16 protein-coding genes are annotated in these 17,866 nt (G+C 63.2%); 15 read left to right on the forward strand and 1 reads right to left on the reverse strand.

Going from position 1 to position 17,866, the window contains the following annotated elements; genetic code table 11:
* The first annotated feature begins 622 nt into the window (after window positions 1–622).
* From AB4097_RS14645 to AB4097_RS14715, 15 genes are all read left to right on the forward strand, one after another.
* Window positions 623–1,813 carry an ABC transporter substrate-binding protein gene (locus tag AB4097_RS14645; RefSeq protein ID WP_442040765.1) on the forward strand — a complete coding sequence of 397 codons (1,191 nt, stop codon included), beginning with the start codon at window positions 623–625 and terminating at the stop codon, window positions 1,811–1,813.
* Between the two features lie 156 nt (window positions 1,814–1,969).
* A complete protein-coding gene (locus AB4097_RS14650; protein ID WP_442040768.1) occupies window positions 1,970–2,893 on the forward strand; it encodes a branched-chain amino acid ABC transporter permease in 924 nt (307 codons plus the stop codon).
* Between the two features lie 5 nt (window positions 2,894–2,898).
* On the forward strand, window positions 2,899–4,683 hold the full coding sequence (locus AB4097_RS14655) for a branched-chain amino acid ABC transporter ATP-binding protein/permease (protein WP_442040770.1): 1,785 nt from the start codon (window positions 2,899–2,901) through the stop codon (window positions 4,681–4,683).
* A gap of 16 nt (window positions 4,684–4,699) precedes the next feature.
* Entirely contained in the window at window positions 4,700–5,422 is a 723-nt protein-coding gene (locus tag AB4097_RS14660; protein WP_442040772.1) for an ABC transporter ATP-binding protein, read from the forward strand.
* Between the two features lie 32 nt (window positions 5,423–5,454).
* Window positions 5,455–6,312, forward strand: a complete 858-nt coding sequence (locus AB4097_RS14665; protein WP_442040774.1) for an IclR family transcriptional regulator — start codon at window positions 5,455–5,457, stop codon at window positions 6,310–6,312.
* 201 nt (window positions 6,313–6,513) lie between these two features.
* Window positions 6,514–7,263 carry an SDR family NAD(P)-dependent oxidoreductase gene (locus tag AB4097_RS14670; protein ID WP_442040776.1) on the forward strand — a complete coding sequence of 250 codons (750 nt, stop codon included), beginning with the start codon at window positions 6,514–6,516 and terminating at the stop codon, window positions 7,261–7,263.
* A 10-nt stretch (window positions 7,264–7,273) separates the two neighbouring features.
* Window positions 7,274–7,963: an EthD domain-containing protein gene (locus AB4097_RS14675; protein ID WP_442040779.1), complete on the forward strand. Its 690-nt coding sequence runs from the start codon at window positions 7,274–7,276 to the stop codon at window positions 7,961–7,963.
* Between the two features lie 160 nt (window positions 7,964–8,123).
* Window positions 8,124–9,860 carry an FAD-dependent oxidoreductase gene (locus tag AB4097_RS14680; protein WP_442040781.1) on the forward strand — a complete coding sequence of 579 codons (1,737 nt, stop codon included), beginning with the start codon at window positions 8,124–8,126 and terminating at the stop codon, window positions 9,858–9,860.
* A 45-nt stretch (window positions 9,861–9,905) separates the two neighbouring features.
* A complete protein-coding gene (locus AB4097_RS14685) occupies window positions 9,906–11,117 on the forward strand; it encodes an NADH:flavin oxidoreductase/NADH oxidase (RefSeq protein ID WP_442040783.1) in 1,212 nt (403 codons plus the stop codon).
* Window positions 11,114–12,070 (forward strand): MBL fold metallo-hydrolase, encoded by a 957-nt coding sequence (locus AB4097_RS14690; protein ID WP_442040785.1) that lies wholly within the window; start codon window positions 11,114–11,116, stop codon window positions 12,068–12,070. The genes AB4097_RS14685 and AB4097_RS14690 overlap by 4 nt, the downstream gene beginning before the upstream one ends.
* A 101-nt stretch (window positions 12,071–12,171) precedes the next feature.
* Window positions 12,172–13,110: a DMT family transporter gene (locus tag AB4097_RS14695; RefSeq protein ID WP_442040787.1), complete on the forward strand. Its 939-nt coding sequence runs from the start codon at window positions 12,172–12,174 to the stop codon at window positions 13,108–13,110.
* A 93-nt stretch (window positions 13,111–13,203) separates the two neighbouring features.
* A complete protein-coding gene (locus AB4097_RS14700; protein WP_442040789.1) occupies window positions 13,204–13,635 on the forward strand; it encodes a hypothetical protein in 432 nt (143 codons plus the stop codon).
* A gap of 246 nt (window positions 13,636–13,881) precedes the next feature.
* Complete coding sequence (locus tag AB4097_RS14705) at window positions 13,882–14,433, forward strand: PepSY domain-containing protein (RefSeq protein ID WP_442040791.1); 552 nt, start codon at window positions 13,882–13,884, stop codon at window positions 14,431–14,433.
* A complete protein-coding gene (locus AB4097_RS14710; protein WP_442040793.1) occupies window positions 14,433–15,095 on the forward strand; it encodes a response regulator transcription factor in 663 nt (220 codons plus the stop codon). The genes AB4097_RS14705 and AB4097_RS14710 overlap by 1 nt, the downstream gene beginning before the upstream one ends.
* Window positions 15,092–16,486: an ATP-binding protein gene (locus tag AB4097_RS14715; RefSeq protein WP_442040795.1), complete on the forward strand. Its 1,395-nt coding sequence runs from the start codon at window positions 15,092–15,094 to the stop codon at window positions 16,484–16,486. The genes AB4097_RS14710 and AB4097_RS14715 overlap by 4 nt, the downstream gene beginning before the upstream one ends.
* Before the next feature lie 50 nt (window positions 16,487–16,536).
* On the opposite strand, the gene AB4097_RS14720 is transcribed toward AB4097_RS14715, so the two are convergent.
* Window positions 16,537–17,790 (reverse strand): MFS transporter, encoded by a 1,254-nt coding sequence (locus AB4097_RS14720; protein WP_442040797.1) that lies wholly within the window; start codon window positions 17,788–17,790, stop codon window positions 16,537–16,539.
* Window positions 17,791–17,866: the final 76 nt, after the last annotated feature.

The following is a 17,866-nucleotide window of genomic DNA, read 5'->3' on the forward strand; positions in this document are numbered from 1 at the left end:
ATATTTCCCGTCATCCCGGACGAAGCGTCAGCGCAGATCCGGGATCCAGAGCCGCGACGATGCCGAACGAAGTACGACGCGGCTCGCTTCTTCCTGAACTCTCCGCGGCTCTGGATTCCCGCTTGCGCGGGAAGGACAGCGGCGAGGTGATGGTGCCCCATCCTGCACCCGAGCCCGGACCAGCACCCGCCGCGTCATGGCCGGACGTGATCCGATCGATCCACGTCTTGGGAACCACAATGCTGCCAAGGTGCGGATGCCCGGCATGAGGCCGGCAGCGACGGGCAGAGCTCTCACCAAACGGCACAGGTTCGACGAAGACGCGACTAAAGTCGGGCATTCGTCTATTGCAAACGCGTTCGCTGTGAGATACCACTATGAGCAAGCTCTGACACAAGAGCGGCCATGAAAACGCAGAAGGAGAGAAGCGTCCTGATGCCGTGAATTGCGACGCTCGAGACGTCGCGTCCGGCCCCGCGGGAAGAACTCCGCGCCGCTCCTCCCTTCCGTTCGACTTTCGATACCCGGCAGGCTCTTGCCATGCTGAAAAAACTTGAGCGGGCGACGCTCGACTGGCGTTGCATCCGCAGCAGAAATCGAACCCCTTGAGGGAAGGAACACCATGACGCCAACATCCGCAGCGCTGAAAGCGGCTCTTCTCGGAACCGCGCTCACCATCTCGACCGTAGGCTATGCTCAGGAGATCAAGATCGGCTTCAATGGCGATCTGTCGGCTTCGCCGTCCGCCCAGAGCGGACAGGCCGGCGTGCTCGGCATCCAGGCCGCGATCGAAGACATCAACGCCGCCGGCGGCATTCTCGGCCGCAAGCTGGCGCTCGTGGTTCGCGACGATCTCTCGCAGCCGCCCAAATCGATCCAGAACATGAGCGACCTGATCGACAACGAGAAGGTGGTCACGGTTCTCGGCCCGACCAATTCGGGCAACGCGCTGGCCTGGAAGCACATTCCCAACCAGAAGAAGAACCCGTCCATCGGCTGCATCGGCTCGGCGACGGATATCACGAAGGCTGCCGGCGGCGATAACTACATGTACCGCGTGTCGATGGTCGACCGTGCGCAGGTTGCAGGCCTCATCGCCTATGCGAAGAACAATCCGTCCACCAAGAATGTCGGCTTCCTCGTCGAGACGACGGGCTATGGCCAGGGCGGTTTGAAGGATCTTCAGGAACTCGGCGAAGCCAAGGGGCTGAAGCCGGTCGCGACCGAGAAGTTCGGCGTCAACGACACCGACATGACCTCGCAGCTCAACAAGATGAAGGCTGCCGGCGTCGATACGGTCCTCGTTTGGGCGCAGGGCACTCCCATCGGCCAGCTCGTGCGCAGCATGGAGAAGATCAACTACTTCCCCGTGACGCTGACCTCCTGGTCATCGGACAATGCGAGCTTCTACGACACGGCCGGAAAGACCCTCGCCGAGAAGCCGATCTTCATGCGCACGATCACGGAGGATCGTACGCCGAAGCAGCAGCAGCTCTACGACCGCCTTGGTCCCAAGCTGACCTCGAAGAGTGCCTTCAGCTTCGCGGCGCATTGCTATGACGCAACGATGATCGCGGCGGCTGCCATCAAGCAGGCGGGCAGCACCGAAGGGCCGAAGATGCGCGAGGCGCTCGAGAATCTTCAGGCACCGGTCGACGGCATTATGAAGACCTACAACAAGCCGTTTTCCGCGACCGAGCACGAGGCGCTGACCGCTTCCGACTACCGCTGGACACACTGGAAGGACGGCAAGCTCGTCTCCTACAGCGACGACGTGGTGAAGGCCCTGAAGCCTTCGGACTTCACGCAGTAAGCCGATATCCAAGAGAGATGGTTCCGCGTGAGCGGGACCGTCTCCTCTGGATCGGCCGTATTCCCGACGGCGAACCGGTTCCGCTTCGCCGGACAATATACCGGGCCTTCCGGCCATGAGCGGCAGGCCTGACACCTTGCACCGTTGGAACGCGCCATGCTGGACGTATATCTCCAGACTCTCCTGAGCGGCCTCGCCGTCGGTGGGGTCTATGCCCTGATCGCCCTCGGCTTCAGCATCACCTTCACGACCACGAAGACGCTCAACTTCGCACAGGGCGAGTTCATCTCGTTCGGCGCGTTCATCGGTGTCACGATGCTCCTGCTGCTGTCCGGCCTCGCCGGAACGACAACGGCCGTTCCCGGTGAAGCGGCCGCCGCCTGGCGCTATCCCGCGGCGCTCGTCGGCGCCGGCGTGGTGGCGGGCGTCATGGGCATTCTCATCTTCGTCCTCGCCGTGCGCCCCTTTGCCGGAAAGGGCGGCATGAACTGGGTGATGAGCACCATCGGTTTCGGCGTGATCCTGCAGAGCGTCGGCCTCGCCATCTGGGGCCCTGCTCCCGTCATGGTGCCGTCCCCGCTGGGCGATGACGTGCTGCGCATCGCCGGAGCGGGCGTCCGTCCTCAGGAACTGCTCGTGCTCGCCTGCGCCATTCTGATCATGATCGCGCTCGATCTCGTCATGCGCCGCACGCGCATCGGCAAGGCCATGATGGCCGTCGCGCATTCGCCGCAGACCGCGAGCCTCATGGGCATCAACGTCAACCTGGTCATGATCGGCGCGTTCGCCCTGTCGAGCGGCCTTGCGGGCGTGGCCGGCGTCCTGATCGCGCCGATTGCCTCGGCGTCGCTTTTCATGGGCATGGGTTTTGCCCTCAAGGCCTTCTCCGGTGCAATCATCGGCGGATTGAACAACCCGCGCGGCTGCATCTATGGCGGCTTCATCCTGGGCGTTCTCGAATCCGCCGTCGGCCTCTGGCAGGCGCAGTGGCGCGAGATCGTCGTCTTCGGACTGATCATCCTGGTTCTGGCATTCCGCCCGGCGGGCCTCTTCGGCCGGGCTGCCGTCGACAAGGTTTAAAGCGCATGCGCCACGTCATCGGATCCATCGTCCTCGTTGCGGCTCTCGCGGTCGGCGCATCGTTCATCGAGAACGAGTTCTACCTGCGCACGCTCTTCATGATCTGCATCTATTTCCTCTGTGCCGCGGGCATGAACGTGCTGCTGGGATTCGCGGGGCAGAAATCCCTCGGCCAAGCCGGCCTCTTCGCTGCGGGAGCCTATGCGGTTGCGCTCCTGACCACGCGCTACGAGGTCGGTCCCTGGCTGTCGCTGCTGCTCGCCTGCTTCGTCTCTGGGGTCTTCGGCATCCTGATCGCCGTGCCGTCCCTACGGGTGAAAGGGCCGAGTCTTGCCATGGTGACCTTGGCCTTCGGCATCGTCATCGAAAAGGTGGTGACGGAAGGCTCCGACGTTTTCGGCGGTGCCATGGGCATCTACTCCATCCAGCCGCTGAACATCGGCGGCACGCCGTTCACGATGGTGCAGTGGGTCTGGTTCGGGTTGCTCCTGTGCCTCGCGGCTCACCTTCTGCTCCGCAATCTGCTTCGCGGGCGGTTCGGGCGCGCCTTTCTGTCCCTCCAGGCCGACGAGGTGGCCGCCGGAGCGGTCGGCGTCGCGGTGTATCGCTACAAGGTGCTGGCCTTCGTTATCGCGGCCGTGACCTGCGGCCTTGCGGGTGCGCTGGTGGCGCAGCAGAACCAATACATCAACTCCGACTTCATCAACTTCCACCTGTCGGTCTTCATCCTCCTGCTGGTGCTGTTCGGCGGAAGCGGATCGCTCTATGGGCCACTGCTCGGATCCGTGACGCTCGTGATCATCGGGGCCCTCGTGGCGCGCTGGTCCTGGATCGAGCATTTCGTCAATGGCGCTCTGCTGCTGTTCGCCCTCTACGCCATGCCCAAGGGTCTCGCAGGTGTATTCGGATCGCTCTTCCACAAGACCGGGCTGGTTCGCAGCGCGAGCGCAGATGCCGGAACAGCGCAAGGTATGGTTGCCCCCAGGCTGCCGACAAGGGCCCTGTCTCGGGCAGGAGCGGGAAGCCTTCTGACAGCCGACAAGCTCAACAAGGCCTTCGGCGGCGTCGTTCCGGCAAGGGATGTCTCCGTCAACCTGACGGAAGGCCATATCCATGCCTTGATCGGCCCGAACGGGGCGGGCAAGAGCACCTTCATCAATATGCTCACCGGGATCATCCGCCCGGATCAGGGCAAGGTGACTTTCCTGGGAGGCGAGATCACTCAGCAATCCGTCCATGGGATCTGCGACCAGGGCATCGCCCGGACCTTCCAGAACCTGAGGCTGTTCAAGGATCTGTCCGTGCGTGAGAACGTGCTGCTCGGTCAGCATTCCCGGATGCGGAACGGCTTCGTCGCGTCGCTCCTGGGCCTTCCCAAGGCCTGGCAGGAAGAGGCCCGGGCACTGCGCAAGGTGAACGACATCTTGGCCTTCACCGGCCTATCCCACTATGCCGGGACGCCGGCCGGAAGCCTGGCTTACGGCCTCCAGCGCCGGGTCGAGCTGGCGCGGGCTCTCGCGTCCGAGCCGTTTCTTCTCCTGCTCGACGAACCGGCCGCAGGCCTGAATCCCCAAGAGACGGCGGAACTGGGGCAATTGCTCGTACGCATTCGCGACGAGGGGATCACGATCCTGCTGATCGAGCATCACATGGATCTGGTCATGTCCATCTCGGATCACGTGATCGTGCTCGATTACGGCCAGAAGATCGCCGAAGGCACACCGGCCAAGATCCAAGCCGATCCGCGCGTCATGGAGGCCTATCTCGGCACCTCCACCGAGGCTGCTTAAGGCCAGGAGAGCGACAATGCTGAAAATTCAGGACGTTCATCTCGCCTACGGGCCGATCTCGGCGGTCCGCAAAGCCACCATCGAAGTCGAGGCTGGCGAGGTCGTCGCCATCGTGGGCGGCAACGGGGCCGGAAAGAGCACCTTGCTGAAAGGAATTGCCGGACTGATGCCGGTCAGTTCCGGGCAGATTCTCTTCGAAAAGGAAGATGTCACCAGGCTTCCGCCCCATCGCAGGGTCGCGCGCGGCATCGCCCTGTCGCCGGAGGGCAGGCAGGTTTTCCCGGACCAGTCTGTCTACGACAACCTGACCCTCGGGGCCTATTTCCGGCGGCTCTCCAACGAGGCCCTGGAGGCGGAAGTCGAGGAGCAGTTCAAGCTGTTCCCACGCCTGCGCGAGCGCCGTGACCAGCTGGCCGTGACCCTGTCCGGGGGTGAGCAGCAGATGCTCGCCATCGCACGCGCCCTCATGGGCAAGCCCCGGCTCCTCCTGCTCGACGAGCCTTCATTGGGCCTCGCGCCGAAGATCATCCAGGAAATCTTCGACATCATCGTGTCCCTGCGCCGCTCGGGCATCACGATCCTGCTTGTGGAGCAGATGGCCAATATGGCGCTGGCCATCGCGGACAGGGCCTATGTTCTTGAGACCGGCAATGTGACATTGTCCGGGACAGGGCAGCAGCTCCTTCACGATCCGAAGGTCCGCGCGGCCTATCTCGGGGTATCCCACGGCACGGCGTGATGCCGCGGCTTTCGGGAAGATTGGATTGAACGATGAGTATCGAGGGACGCGGCGTACAATCGGTCGAAGTCGGGGGAAGGATCCTTGCGGCCATGGTCAAGGCCGGAAAGCCCTTGATGCTGCGCGAGCTGGCCACTCTGGCGGATGTCGCACCGGCTCAGGCACATGCCTATCTCGTCAGCTTCCGCAAACTGGAACTCGTCGAGCAGGACGGGGCGAGCGGGCGGTATCAGCTCGGCCCCTTTGCTCTTCAACTCGGTATCGCGCGCCTGCGAAGCTTCGACCCGCTGCGTCTCGCCGCACAGGCGGTTGTCGAATTCGCCGAAGAGGTCGGCCTCATGGTGACGATCGCCGTGTGGGGAACCCACGGCGCCACCATCGTCCAGGTTCAGGAAGGCAGCGATCAGGTCCACGTGAACGTGCGGACCGGAACCGTCTTCTCGATTACCGGAACGGCGACGGGCAAGGTTTTCGCCGCATTCATGCCTCCGAAGATCATCGAGGCGCAATTGGCCGAGGAACTCCGCAAGGGCGCTCGCATCCAAGGCGTCGGCGCATCGACCTCGCGCAAGGAGCTGGAAGCCGAAGTGGCAACAGCCAGACGGCTTGGCTATGCGACCACCGAGAGCAAGCCTGTCACCGGCATCAACGGCATTGCGGCTCCCGTCTTCGATTACAGCGGACAGATGCAGCTCGCGATCACGTTGATCGGGCCCACGGGCGTTCTCGACATCGGTCCCAAGAGCGCCGATGCAAAGGCGTTGCTGATCTTTACTCGAAAGCTTTCGGCTCAGCTTGGCTATGCGCCGCACGCGGACAGCGAGACTTCTTCGCAGGAAGGAGCCGAGGTCGTCGTGGCACCTGTCGCCAAGCGTCGGCGCCGCGCGTAATCGTTTTACGTTCGTTTCCTTTGGTGTCGCACGCTCTGCTGCGCGGAGCGCGATCGTCCGCGTTGCGATCTTGCTTGCAGCATGTGTCGATCTACGACTATTCGCTATTTGCGAATGCGTTCGTCATATGATTATCTTGATCCAAGGCCCGATGAGTCATGCTCGGGCAATGCATCAATCACAATCAGGGAGCCGAAGCAGATGTTGCTCGAAGGGCGTATCGCACTTGTCACCGGTGCCGGTCAGGGAAATGGTGCCGCCATTGCGCGCGGGCTCGCCGCGGAAGGAGCCCGGGTCATCGTGACCGATCTGAATGGCGATGCGGCCAAGCAGACGGCTGAAGGCATTGTCCAGACGGGCGGCGAGGCTTGGTCCTATACGCTCAACGTGGCCGATGCGGAGGCCTGCAATGCACTGGCGCGCGAGGTCGAGGCTTCCATCGGTCAGGTCTCGGTTCTCGTCAACAATGCGGGCATATGCCCGCGCAACACCATCGACAGCCCTGACGTGCGCCGCTCCTGGGATGCTGCGATGCAGGTCAATCTCGACGGCACGCTCAATGTGACGCTGGCATTCGTTGCTGCCCTGCGGGCGACGAAAGGAACCGTCATCAACATGGCATCGATTGCATCCTTCGTGTCCACATCCACATCGATCAGCTATTCGACCTCGAAGGCTGCCGTGCGCATGCTGACCCAGAACCTCGCGCAGGAACTGGCCAAGGATGGTGTCCGCGTGAATGCGATTGCGCCAGGCACGCTCAACACGCCGATGACGGAAGCCACGCGCACCAATCCCGAGCGCGCGGAGCGCTTCCTGGCGCGTATTCCGCTCGGCCGCTTCGGCGAGCCCGAGGAACTGATCGGCCCGACAGTTTTTCTGGCATCCGACATGTCGACCTACGTGACGGGCACGACGCTCGTGGTCGACGGCGGCTATCTCGCCGTCTGAGGAGAGCGTCATGATCGTTCGCATGGGACTTCTGACCCGCAAGCCGGGCTTAAGCGTCGAAGAATTCCGCAATCATTGGCGGAACGTGCATGGACCCCTGGCGGCACGCCTGCCGGGCTTGAGGCGCTATCATCAGAACCACATCGTCGATAGTCGTCAGCTTGCAATCGATCATGCCAGAGGGACCTGGGTGATCGACGGCATCTCGGAACTGTGGTTCGACAGCATCGACGACATGCATCGGGCGATCTCATCCGAGGCCTATCGCGAGGTTGCTCAGGACCATGTGCGCTTCGTCGGCGAAACAGGTTTGATCACGGCCGAGCAGAACGTCGTCGTGCCCGTCAACGCCGCAGCAGGGCCGCTCGTCAAGCGCATGTCGATCCTGACGCGCAAGCGTGGCCTCACGCCAGAGCAGTTCAAGTCGGAATGGTGGGGCTTTCATGCCGACGCGGTGAAGAAGTTTCCAAACCTCATGGGCTACACCCAGAACCTCGTCGCCGACCGCAGCGCCGGTTTGGGGCAGCCCGCTTCCGACGAGGCGCTTCCCATCGACGGCATGGTGGAAATGTGGTTCCGCTCCGTCGCCGATATCGAAGCGGCGTTTCGCTCTCCAGCGGCGAACGTCTCGCAGACACATGCGCTCAGCTTCATCGAGGAAATCACGACGTTCCTCGTCGAAACGCATGAAGTGATCTGACGAACCGGGCAGTTCCAGCGTCCAAGAGGGCACTCGAAATCGTCTTGAAATAGCGAATGCATTCGTCTAAAACAAATATAACGAACGCATTCGCAAATACCGAATGCAGAAGCAGAAGCGCTCATCGGACGAGAGAGCGGGGCGAGATATGAGGAACGCCATGAAGCCGACGAAGACTGTCACGTGCGATGTTCTGGTTGTCGGGTCCGGCGCCGGCGGTTTTGCAACCGCGCTGACGGCCCGGCTTTACGGCCTCGACGTGATCATCACGGAAAAAGAACCTGTTTTCGGTGGAACGACCGCTCGCTCCGGCGGGTGGATGTGGATCCCCTGCAATCCGCTGGCGAAACGTGAGGGCTTCAAGGATTCCCGCGAGGCGGCCCGCACCTATCTTCAGCATGAGGCCGGCAATCACTTCGATGCCGCTCGCGTCGATGCCTTCCTCGACAACGGTCCGAAGATGGTCGATTTCTTCCAGGAAAAGACCGAGATGGATTTCACCCTCGGCCCGGCCTTCTCCGACTATCATCCGGATGCTCCGGGCGGCATGCCCGGCGGACGCTCCGTCGTGGCGACGCCTTACGATGGGCGCAAGCTCGGCAAGGAGATCGCGCGTCTCCGGCCCCCGCTGAAGGAGATCACGTTCCTCGGTATGATGATCGGATCGGGCAAGGAGCTACTGCACTTCTTCAACGTGACACGCTCCGTCAAATCGGCCGCCTATGTGGGCGTTCTTCTGGCGAAGTATGGCCGCGATCTTGTCTCCCACGGTCGCGCGATGCGATTGACGAACGGCAATGCGCTTATCGGTCGGCTCGCCAAGTCTGCATTGGATCAGAACATTCCGATCTGGACCTCTTCGCCTGTGAAAGATCTGATCGTCGAAGACGGTGCCGTGAAGGGCGCTTTCGTACAGACCGAGGATGGCATTACCGAAGTCCGCACCCGTCGAGGCGTGGTGCTGGCGGCGGGCGGCTTTCCGCAGGACATGCTGCGCCGGAAAGAGTTGTTCCCGCATGCGCCGACGGGGGCCGAGCATTGGTCGCCAGCCCCTCCCGGCAATACGGGCGATGGCATCCGTCTGGGCGAGCGGGTCGGAGGAAAAGCAATCGAAGGACTTCCCAATGCGGCTGCCTGGGTTCCCGTTTCGCTCGTTCCGCGCCGGGACGGCACCTCAGGACCGTTCCCGCATTTCATCGACCGCGGCAAGCCTGGCGTCATCGCCGTGACGAAGAACGGCAAGCGCTTCACGAATGAGGCGAATTCTTACCACGATTTCGTGCAGGCCATGGTCAATGCCTGCGGCGACAACCCGGAAAAAGCAGCCTGGCTCATCGTCGATCATCCGACGATCCGCCGCTACGGCCTCGGCTTCGTGAAGCCGTTCCCGGTGCCTCTGACGCCCGCTTTGCAGAACGGCTATCTGGTGAAGGGGCGCACCCTGCGCGAACTGGCGGAGAAGCTCGGCATCGACGCCGCCGCGTTCGAGCAGACGATCGAGACGTATAATCGCGACGCGCGCCAGGGCGAGGATCCGCAGTTCAAGCGCGGCAGCACTGCGTATAACCGCTATCTTGGCGATCCGGATCACAAGCCTAACCCGTGCGTCGGTCCGATCGAAAACGGTCCCTTCTATGCGGTGAAGGTCGTGCCCGGCGATCTCGGAACTTTCGCAGGACTGCGCACCGATGCCGATGCGCGGGTAATCGACGAGAGCGGAAATGCTATCCCGGGCCTCTATGCCGCCGGCAACGACATGGCGAGCATCATGGGCGGCAATTACCCGGGCGGTGGCATCACTCTTGGGCCGGCCATGACCTTCGGCTTCATCGCAGGGCGGCATCTCGCCGGTGCTGGCGCCAACGCTGTGTCAAACGCAAGCCGTCCGGCGGCTTGAGGCGCGACCATGAAGGCGCTTATCCATCGTTCTGGAGAGTGAGCAATGAATCCGGCGCGCCAACAGCCGCGGCTCTTCGAGCCCCTGACGATCCGGGGGCTCACACTCAAGAACCGCGTCGTCATCTCGCCCATGTGCCAGCATTCGGCCGAACAGGGGCTGGCTGGGGCATGGCATCTGGTCCATCTCGGCAAGTTCGCCTTAGGGGGAGCAGGATTGATCTTCGTCGAGAGCACGGCCGTCGAGCAGAACGCGAGGATCGGGGTGCGGGATGTCGGCCTGTGGGCTGACGAGCAGATTGCTCCCTTCAGGGCCATCGTCGACTTCGTTCACCAGAACGGCGCTGCCATCGGCGTGCAGCTCGCTCATGCGGGGCGAAAGGCAGGCTCGCAGGCCCTGTGGGAGGGCGGCAGAGCGTTCACAATGGAGCAGCTACGTGAGACCGGCGAGCCGTGGCGAAGGGTCGGCCCGAGCGCGATCGCAGCCGGACCCGAATGGTCCGTGCCGGATGCCTTGAGCGTGGACGAGATCACCCGCACCCGCCAGATGTTCGTCGATGCAGCCGAACGGGCGGAGCAGGCCGGATTCGACGTCCTTGAACTGCATTTCGGACATGGTTATCTCGTCGCATCTTTTCTCTCGCCGCAGTCCAATCGCCGTGATGATGAATATGGCGGATCGCGCGAGAATCGCATGCGGCTCGGCCTCGAAATCGCAGCCGACATTCGCGCCGTGTGGCCGAAGGAAAAGCCGCTCTTCGTACGCATCTCGGCTGTCGACGGAACCGAAGACGGGTGGGGCATGGACGATTCCGTCGTGTTTGCGCGGGAGCTTAAGGCCATCGGCGTGGATGTGATCGATTGCTCCTCCGGCGGGCTCTCGGACGAGACGCGCAACATGAATGTTCCGCGGGGACTTGGCTTTCAGGTTCCATTCTCAGAGCGCATTCGCTGCGAGGCGAATGTCAGGACCCAGGCCGTCGGCGTCATTCTCGACGGCCATCAGGCGGAATCGATCCTCCGGGACGGCAAGGCGGATCTGATTGCCATTGGCCGACAGGCTCTTTACGATCCCTACTGGCCCCACCATGCGGCTCACGCGCTCGGCCACGATCATGGGTTCGAGGACTGGCCGATCCAGCATGGGCCCTGGCTCGCAAAGCGGGCACCTCTCATGGAGAAGCTCAAGTTTGCCGACAACAGCGTCAGGAGTCTGACAGGCTCCGGCCACCATCAGCTGGGAGAAACAGGACAATGACTGCCAAAACTTTTGCCTCGACGGGAGACACGGCCGCCAAGACGGTCTCCTTCACCGAGATCGGGCCGGATCTTTATGCCTACACGGCCGAAGGCGATCCCAATTCCGGCATCATCGTCGGCGACGACGGCTGCATGGTCATCGATGCCCAGGCGACGCCCGCCATGGCCGAGGACGTGATCGCCCGCGTGCGCACCGTCACCGACAAACCGATCAAGTATGTGGTGCTCTCCCACTACCATGCGGTGCGGGTGCTCGGCGCCTCCGCCTACCAGGCACAGGGCATCATAGCCTCGAACACGACTTACGATCTCATCGTCGAGCGCGGCGAGCAGGACAAGGCCTCCGAGATCGGCCGCTTCCCGCGTCTGTTCCGTGGTGAGAGCAGCATCCCGGAGGGCCTGACCTGGCCGACTCTGACCTTCGAAAGCGGCATGTCGGTTTTCTTGGGCAAGCGCGAGGTCAAGTTGTTCCATCTCGGCGCCGGCCACACTGCGGGCGATATCGTCGCCTGGGTGCCGGATGCGGATGTGATGTTCACCGGCGATCTGGTGGAGTATCACTCGGCTTGCTATTGCGGCGACGCCCACCTGCGCGAATGGCCCCAGACCCTCGATTCCATCCTCGACTTCCAGCCCAAGGCCATTGCGCCGGGGCGGGGCGATGCGCTGCAGGGTGATCAGGCGGTGCGCGAGGCCGTGGCCATGACACGCGACTTCGTCAACACGCTCTATGGCGCGGCCGAACTGTCGGTGGCGCGCGGGCGCTCCCTGAAGGAAACCTTCGCCGCCACACGCGAGGTGATGGACCCGAAATTCGGCAATTTCGCCATCTACGAGCATTGCCTGCCGTTCAACGTCTCGCGTGCCTTCGACGAAGCCTCGGGCATCGACCATCCCGTCATCTGGACCGCCGAACGCGACCGCGACATGTGGGCTCAGCTCCAGGGGTAAGGATACCAACCGCACGAGAGGACTATCTCGCTCGTGCGGATAGCCGCTCAGCCGCTTCCGGATGCGTCTGGTTTGCATGAGCATCTGGAAGGATGTGTGGCATGTCCCTTGCTCAAAAGACCGAACTCCAGGCAAGGGCGCGGGCATCGGTCCCCATCGGCGTTCTTTGGGGGCTGACCGCCGCTCTGGCTTGGACGGGCTACAATGTGGGCTCAAGGCTTGGGAGGATGGACGGCCTTGCCCCCATGGACATGTCGATGCTTCGATTCGGTGTCGCGGCCCTATTGTTGATGCCATTGGTGCTATCCCGCCGCAGGACATATGGGCTGGGATGGGGAAAGCTTCTCTCGCTCACTCTTCTGGCAGGCCCTCTCTTCGGCCTGCTCATCAACACAGCCTTTGGGCTTGCACCTTTATCTCACGCAGTGGTGCTGACCGCAGGCGCGACGATGATGAGCGCCAATGCGCTCGCATGGTGGCTTGATGGGAAACGCCCGCCCACTCTTCGTGCGTTGGGCATGATGGTTCTCATCGCCGGATTGCTGCTCATTGCATCGGCCCAGCACACTCAGGCATCCCAACCGGGAACTCATGTCTGGCTTGGAGACCTGTGCTTCCTTGGAGCAGGATCGCTCTGGGGTACGTTCACGTATCTTCTCGGCCGCTGGAAGGTGGATCCGGTTGCAGGCATCGGTCAGGTCTCCATTCTGTCGGTGTTCGCCTTTCTTCCGTTCTTTCTGGCTCGGCATCACGACAGCGCCGTATCGCTGGACGTCTGGCTGGTTCAGGCATTCTTCCAGGGCCTATTGGGCGGGTGCCTGGCACCTGTCGCCATCGCCAAGGCGGTCGCCCGAATTGGATCAGGGGAAGCGGCGCTCTTTCCAGCCCTGGTTCCATCCGGGGCGCTTCTGCTCGCGATCCCACTTCTGAACGAATGGCCGAGTTTCTTCGAGATCCTGGGGATCGGGATCTGCACGCTTGGCCTGCTCACGACATTCGACTTCACGCGGTTCTTGCGAAAGAGGCGCGTCTCAGGGTGATCGTACCCTCACCGTTTGTCTGATCGAGCCGGCCATGGGAGTGAAAGCCTCCCATGGCCGGCGAAAGAACGGCTCTCCTAAACGGCTCTCCTATTGGCCATTGACCCGGCGATCATCTCCGGGCTCGAAACGCCTGTCGCGATCCAGGCGCCCGCCGTTATCGTCCAGAGCGCCGGCGTCATCCGCGCCGCGTCCCCGCACCCGCCGCATTTCGGCGAGATCGTCCGCCCCACGCGTCCGGGTCCGGGTCTGGTGCTGATCCTGGGTCCTTGTCCGGGAGTTGTCGTCGGCCCGGCTGTGATTGCGCCCATTGTCGTCGCGGCTCCGGGTCGGGCCGTCATCTGCGCCACGGCCGCGCCCGGAATTGCCGCCGCGGTTGCCGCCGTCATCGTTGCTCCGGCCGCGCCCGCCGCTATCGTCTCCGCTTTTAGCGCCGCCGTGGTCGTCGCCCCCACGGCCGCCACGACCGCCGCTGTCGTCTCCGCCGCGACCGCCGCCATCGCCACCACGAGCCAGTGCCGGTGACAAATAGGCGCTTGCGACAGCCGCCGGAATGGCTGCGGCCGTCAGGGACGCCAGAACTGCACCCAGGACCATCACGCTCGGTCCGCTCTTGATTGACTTGAACATTGCTTTCCTCCGTTCATCCGGCGCGAAAGATCGGCGCCGATGCCAGGACAATCTGAACGGAACCGGGCATGCGAACCTGATGGACCATGTCAGCGAAATATCAGTTTCGGCGTGCTATGCTGGATCGCTTGGGAAGATTTCATGATCCGACGTCAGTTTATAGTTCTCCTCACGGCCACGCTGGCTTCCACCACCCTGGGGAGCTCCTGGCCCGCCACGGTCCTCGCCAAGGATGGAGATGGTGGAGGTGGAGGTGGGGGTGGAGGAGGTGGCGATGGCGGTGGCGGCCATGGCGGTGGAGACAACAGCGGCCGAGGGGGCGGGGATGATGGCGGAAACGGCCGAGGCGGCGATGACGGTGGCCAGGGCAGGGGCCGGGGCGGCGATGATGGGGGACGTGGACGAGGCCGGGGGCGCGGCGGGGACGAGGACGAGCCTACCCGGCGCGGCTGGGGCAGAACCTCCTCCGAGAATGCCCGAGAGGCCGTCTCCCAGGGCTGGGCGCTTGCCCTGAGTGCGGTGCTGCCGGCTGTCTCGCGAGCTGTTCCCGGGCAGGTCCTGGAGGTCGACCTGCGGCAATCCTGGAGCGGCCAGTGGCGCTATGAATTTCTCATTCTCACCCGGGATCGGCGTTATCAGGAGGTCGTCGTCGATGCCCGCAACAGTCAGATCCTACAGATCCGGAGGCGCTAATGAGGGTTCTTCTCGTCGAGGATGAGCCGGCCATCGCCCGTGATGTCCAGCATGCATTGGCCGGGACCGGATACGTGGTGGATGCCGTACGGGATGGGGAGGAGGGCTGGTTTCGCGCTTCGACCGAGGATTACGATGCACTCATCCTGGACCTGGGATTGCCGAAGCTCGACGGTCTGTCCGTCGTGCGGCGGCTGCGGGACGAAGCCAGCACCATTCCGATCCTCGTACTGACGGCCCGGGGCTCCTGGCTGCAAAGGGTCGAGGGCATCGACGCCGGAGCCGACGATTATCTGACCAAGCCCTTTGAAATGGAGGAGCTGCTCGCCCGATTGGCCGCGCTGCTGCGGCGGGTCGGGCGTCATGTCACTCCGCTCATCGAGATCGGTGCCCTGCGCATTGATACGCGGCAGCTGCGGGTCATGCTCAACGGCAGAGCCATCGAGCTGTCGCCCCTCGAGTTTCGCCTGCTCCGATATCTGGCTCACAACCGGGATCGTGTCGTCGCTCAGAGCGAACTCGTCGAGCACGTCTACGGCTCGGACGAGCCGGAAAGCAATGCAGTCGAAGCTCTCGTAGCCCGTCTGCGGCGCAAGATCGGATCCGATACGATCGGAACCCGGCGCGGCCACGGCTACATCATGGAGACACCTGCGCCATGATATGCAATTCCATCCGTCTGCGGCTGCTGGTCGTCGCCGTCACATCCATCGTCGTGACGATTGCGGTGGCGGGAGCCTCTCTCGTCGTGTTCTTCGAGCGGCAGGTGCTCCGTTACGTGGAGCAGGATCTCAATATCCATTGGACCGAGCTTGCCACGGCCTTCGGCACGGAGGGAGAAGCCGGGATTGGCCAGAAGCTGACGGACCCGCGCTATCACCAACCGTATGGCGGAGCCTATTGGCAGGTCTCTGAGGGCGGACGCCCGATCATGCGGTCACGTTCCCTCTGGGACAAGGAGCTTCCCCTGGCCGGACCGCGTGAAGGTGCTGATCGCGACAGGGCCTTCGAGATGGGCGGACCCGATGGCTCGGAACTCTACGTGATCGAACGGGAGGTCACGGTCGATGGCGAACAGGGGCCTCGTCGTGTCAACTTGTCCGTCGCTCTCGATCACGGACAGGTGGTCGAGCTGCGTCAGGCCTTCGGATGGGACGTTACACGGGTCCTCATCCCCATTGCCGCGGCGCTCGTGCTCTTCGCCTGGCTTCAGCTCTCGCTGGGCCTGCGCCCATTGCGGGCCATAGGGCATGAGCTGAGTGCCGTTCAGACCGGCCAGATCCGGCGCATGACGCAACGTTTCCCCGATGAGGTGGAGCCGCTCGTCGAGAGTATCAACAAGCTCCTCGATCGGCAGGATGACCTTGTCCGTAAAGCCCGTGATCGTGCCGGCGCGCTGGCGCACGGTCTGAAGACACCGTTGACGATCCTCCGAGGAGAAGTGAGGCGGCTCGAGCAGGCGGGCCTGCATGATGCCGCAGGATGCATGCAGGAACAGCTGCAACTGATCTACACGCATGTCGAGCGCGAGGTCGCACGGGCCCGCACCAGCGGCGCATCGGTGGGCTGCGGGGCCTATACGCAAGTGGACGAGACGGTCGCTCGCCTCCTGAGACTGATGCAGCACATGCCCAGAGGCGAGCGGTTGGTCTGGGACACCGATATTCCTGCGGGCTTGGCCATCGACATGGATCCTCATGACTTCGGCGAGGTCATGGGCAATCTGCTCGACAATGCCCGAAAGTGGGCGAAGACCCGGGTCGTGGTCCACATCGGCAGGTTGGGCGACAAGGCTCGGATCAGCGTCGAAGATGACGGACCAGGATTCTCCGGCGATGCTCGCGGGGGACGACCTGAGCGCGGTATGCCGGGTGGTTCCGATCCGGACTCGAGTGGGCTCGGCCTCGGGATCGTGGAAGACATCCTGGCGGAGTACGGAACGAGCGTCGAGATCGAGAGCAATGGGCGCTGCCGCATCGTCGTCGATATCCCGCTTTGCCGACCGGGGCAGGTCCCTGTGCCATCGAAGAGCGCCGTGCCGGCAAGTTCGTGAGAGAGGGCGCCGTCATGCGCGAACTCTCATCGGCCATCGGCTCCGAAACACTATGCTTTTTGAGGTTCGGCGCTTCTCGTCACTTCGTTACGGACGAGCTGATCCCGATGAGCAAGGTCGGGGAACCAGAATCTCCATAGAACCGCGAGCGTCAAGGTCCCGAGGCCACCGATCACGACGGCTGCGGGAGCCCCGACGAACCATGCCAGCGTCCCTGACTCGAACTCGCCGAGTTCATTGGAGGCGCCGATGAACACCGTGTTCACTGCTGCCACGCGTCCCCGCAACTCGTCCGGCGTCTCCGCCTGAACGAGGGTCTGACGGACGACAACGCTGACCATGTCGGCTGCGCCGAGGATGGCGAGCAGCATGAGTGTCAGACCAAAGCTTGTCGATAATCCGAAGCCTATGGTGGCTAGTCCGAAAATACCGACAGCCTGCAGCATGCGCAGACCGGCACGGCGGCCGAGAAGGGACGAGTGGGCCAGAACGACCGCCATGGTGACGGCTCCGACGGCCGGCATGGAACGCAGGAGGCCGAGACCCCATGGCCCGACGTGGAACACGTCGCGGGCAAAGATCGGCATCAGGGCCGTCGCACCTCCGAGAAGGACGGCGAACAGGTCCAGGGAGATCGCTCCGAGCAGAAGCGGCTTCGCCCGCAGGAAGACGAGGCCTGCGACGAGGCGCGACCAGGTCACGGGCTCCCGTTTGACCTCGGCGGGCCGCAGGCGCAAGGCGGCAATGAGGAGGGCGGCCAGCCCGAAACAGACAGCCGATCCCAGGAATGGTGCCGTCGGATGAACGGCGTAGAGGATGCCTCCGACCGCCGGGCCGCTGATGGTGGCCACCTGCATGACGGAGGAGTTCCAGGCGATCGCGTTCGCCAAGTCGCCCGTTGGCACCAGGGCCGGGACGATCGCCTGAGCGGCAGGGTTGCCGAAGGCCCGGGCGGCGCCGAAGGCCACCAGAAGGCCGTAAATCGGCCAGAGGCTCGGCACGCCCGCGTGCACCTGCACAAGCAGGCCGAGGGAGGTCAGGGTCATCGCCGAGAAGACCAGAAGAAGGATCCATCGCCGGCTGTACCGGTCTGCGACAAGGCCGGTGACGAGCACGAGGGCCATCGTGGGCAGGAACGACGCGAGCCCGACAAGGCCGAGGTTCAGCGCAGAGCCGCTGAAGTCGTAGACGAGCCATGCGACGGCAACGGTTTGGACCTGAACGGCAAGCGCCATGGCAAACCGGGCCGCGCAGAACAATCGAAAATCCGTATTGCGGAAGGCCGCCCAGCCCCTGGATCCCATTCTCGAGTATCCTAACCCCTGTTCGGATGTAGCGTGAGCTTCTCTAGCGCATCGTGCGGAAAAGTGGATCCGGTTT

Source organism: Microvirga sp. 2MCAF35 (assembly GCF_052115545.1).
In the GTDB taxonomy this organism is placed as follows: domain Bacteria; phylum Pseudomonadota; class Alphaproteobacteria; order Rhizobiales; family Beijerinckiaceae; genus Microvirga.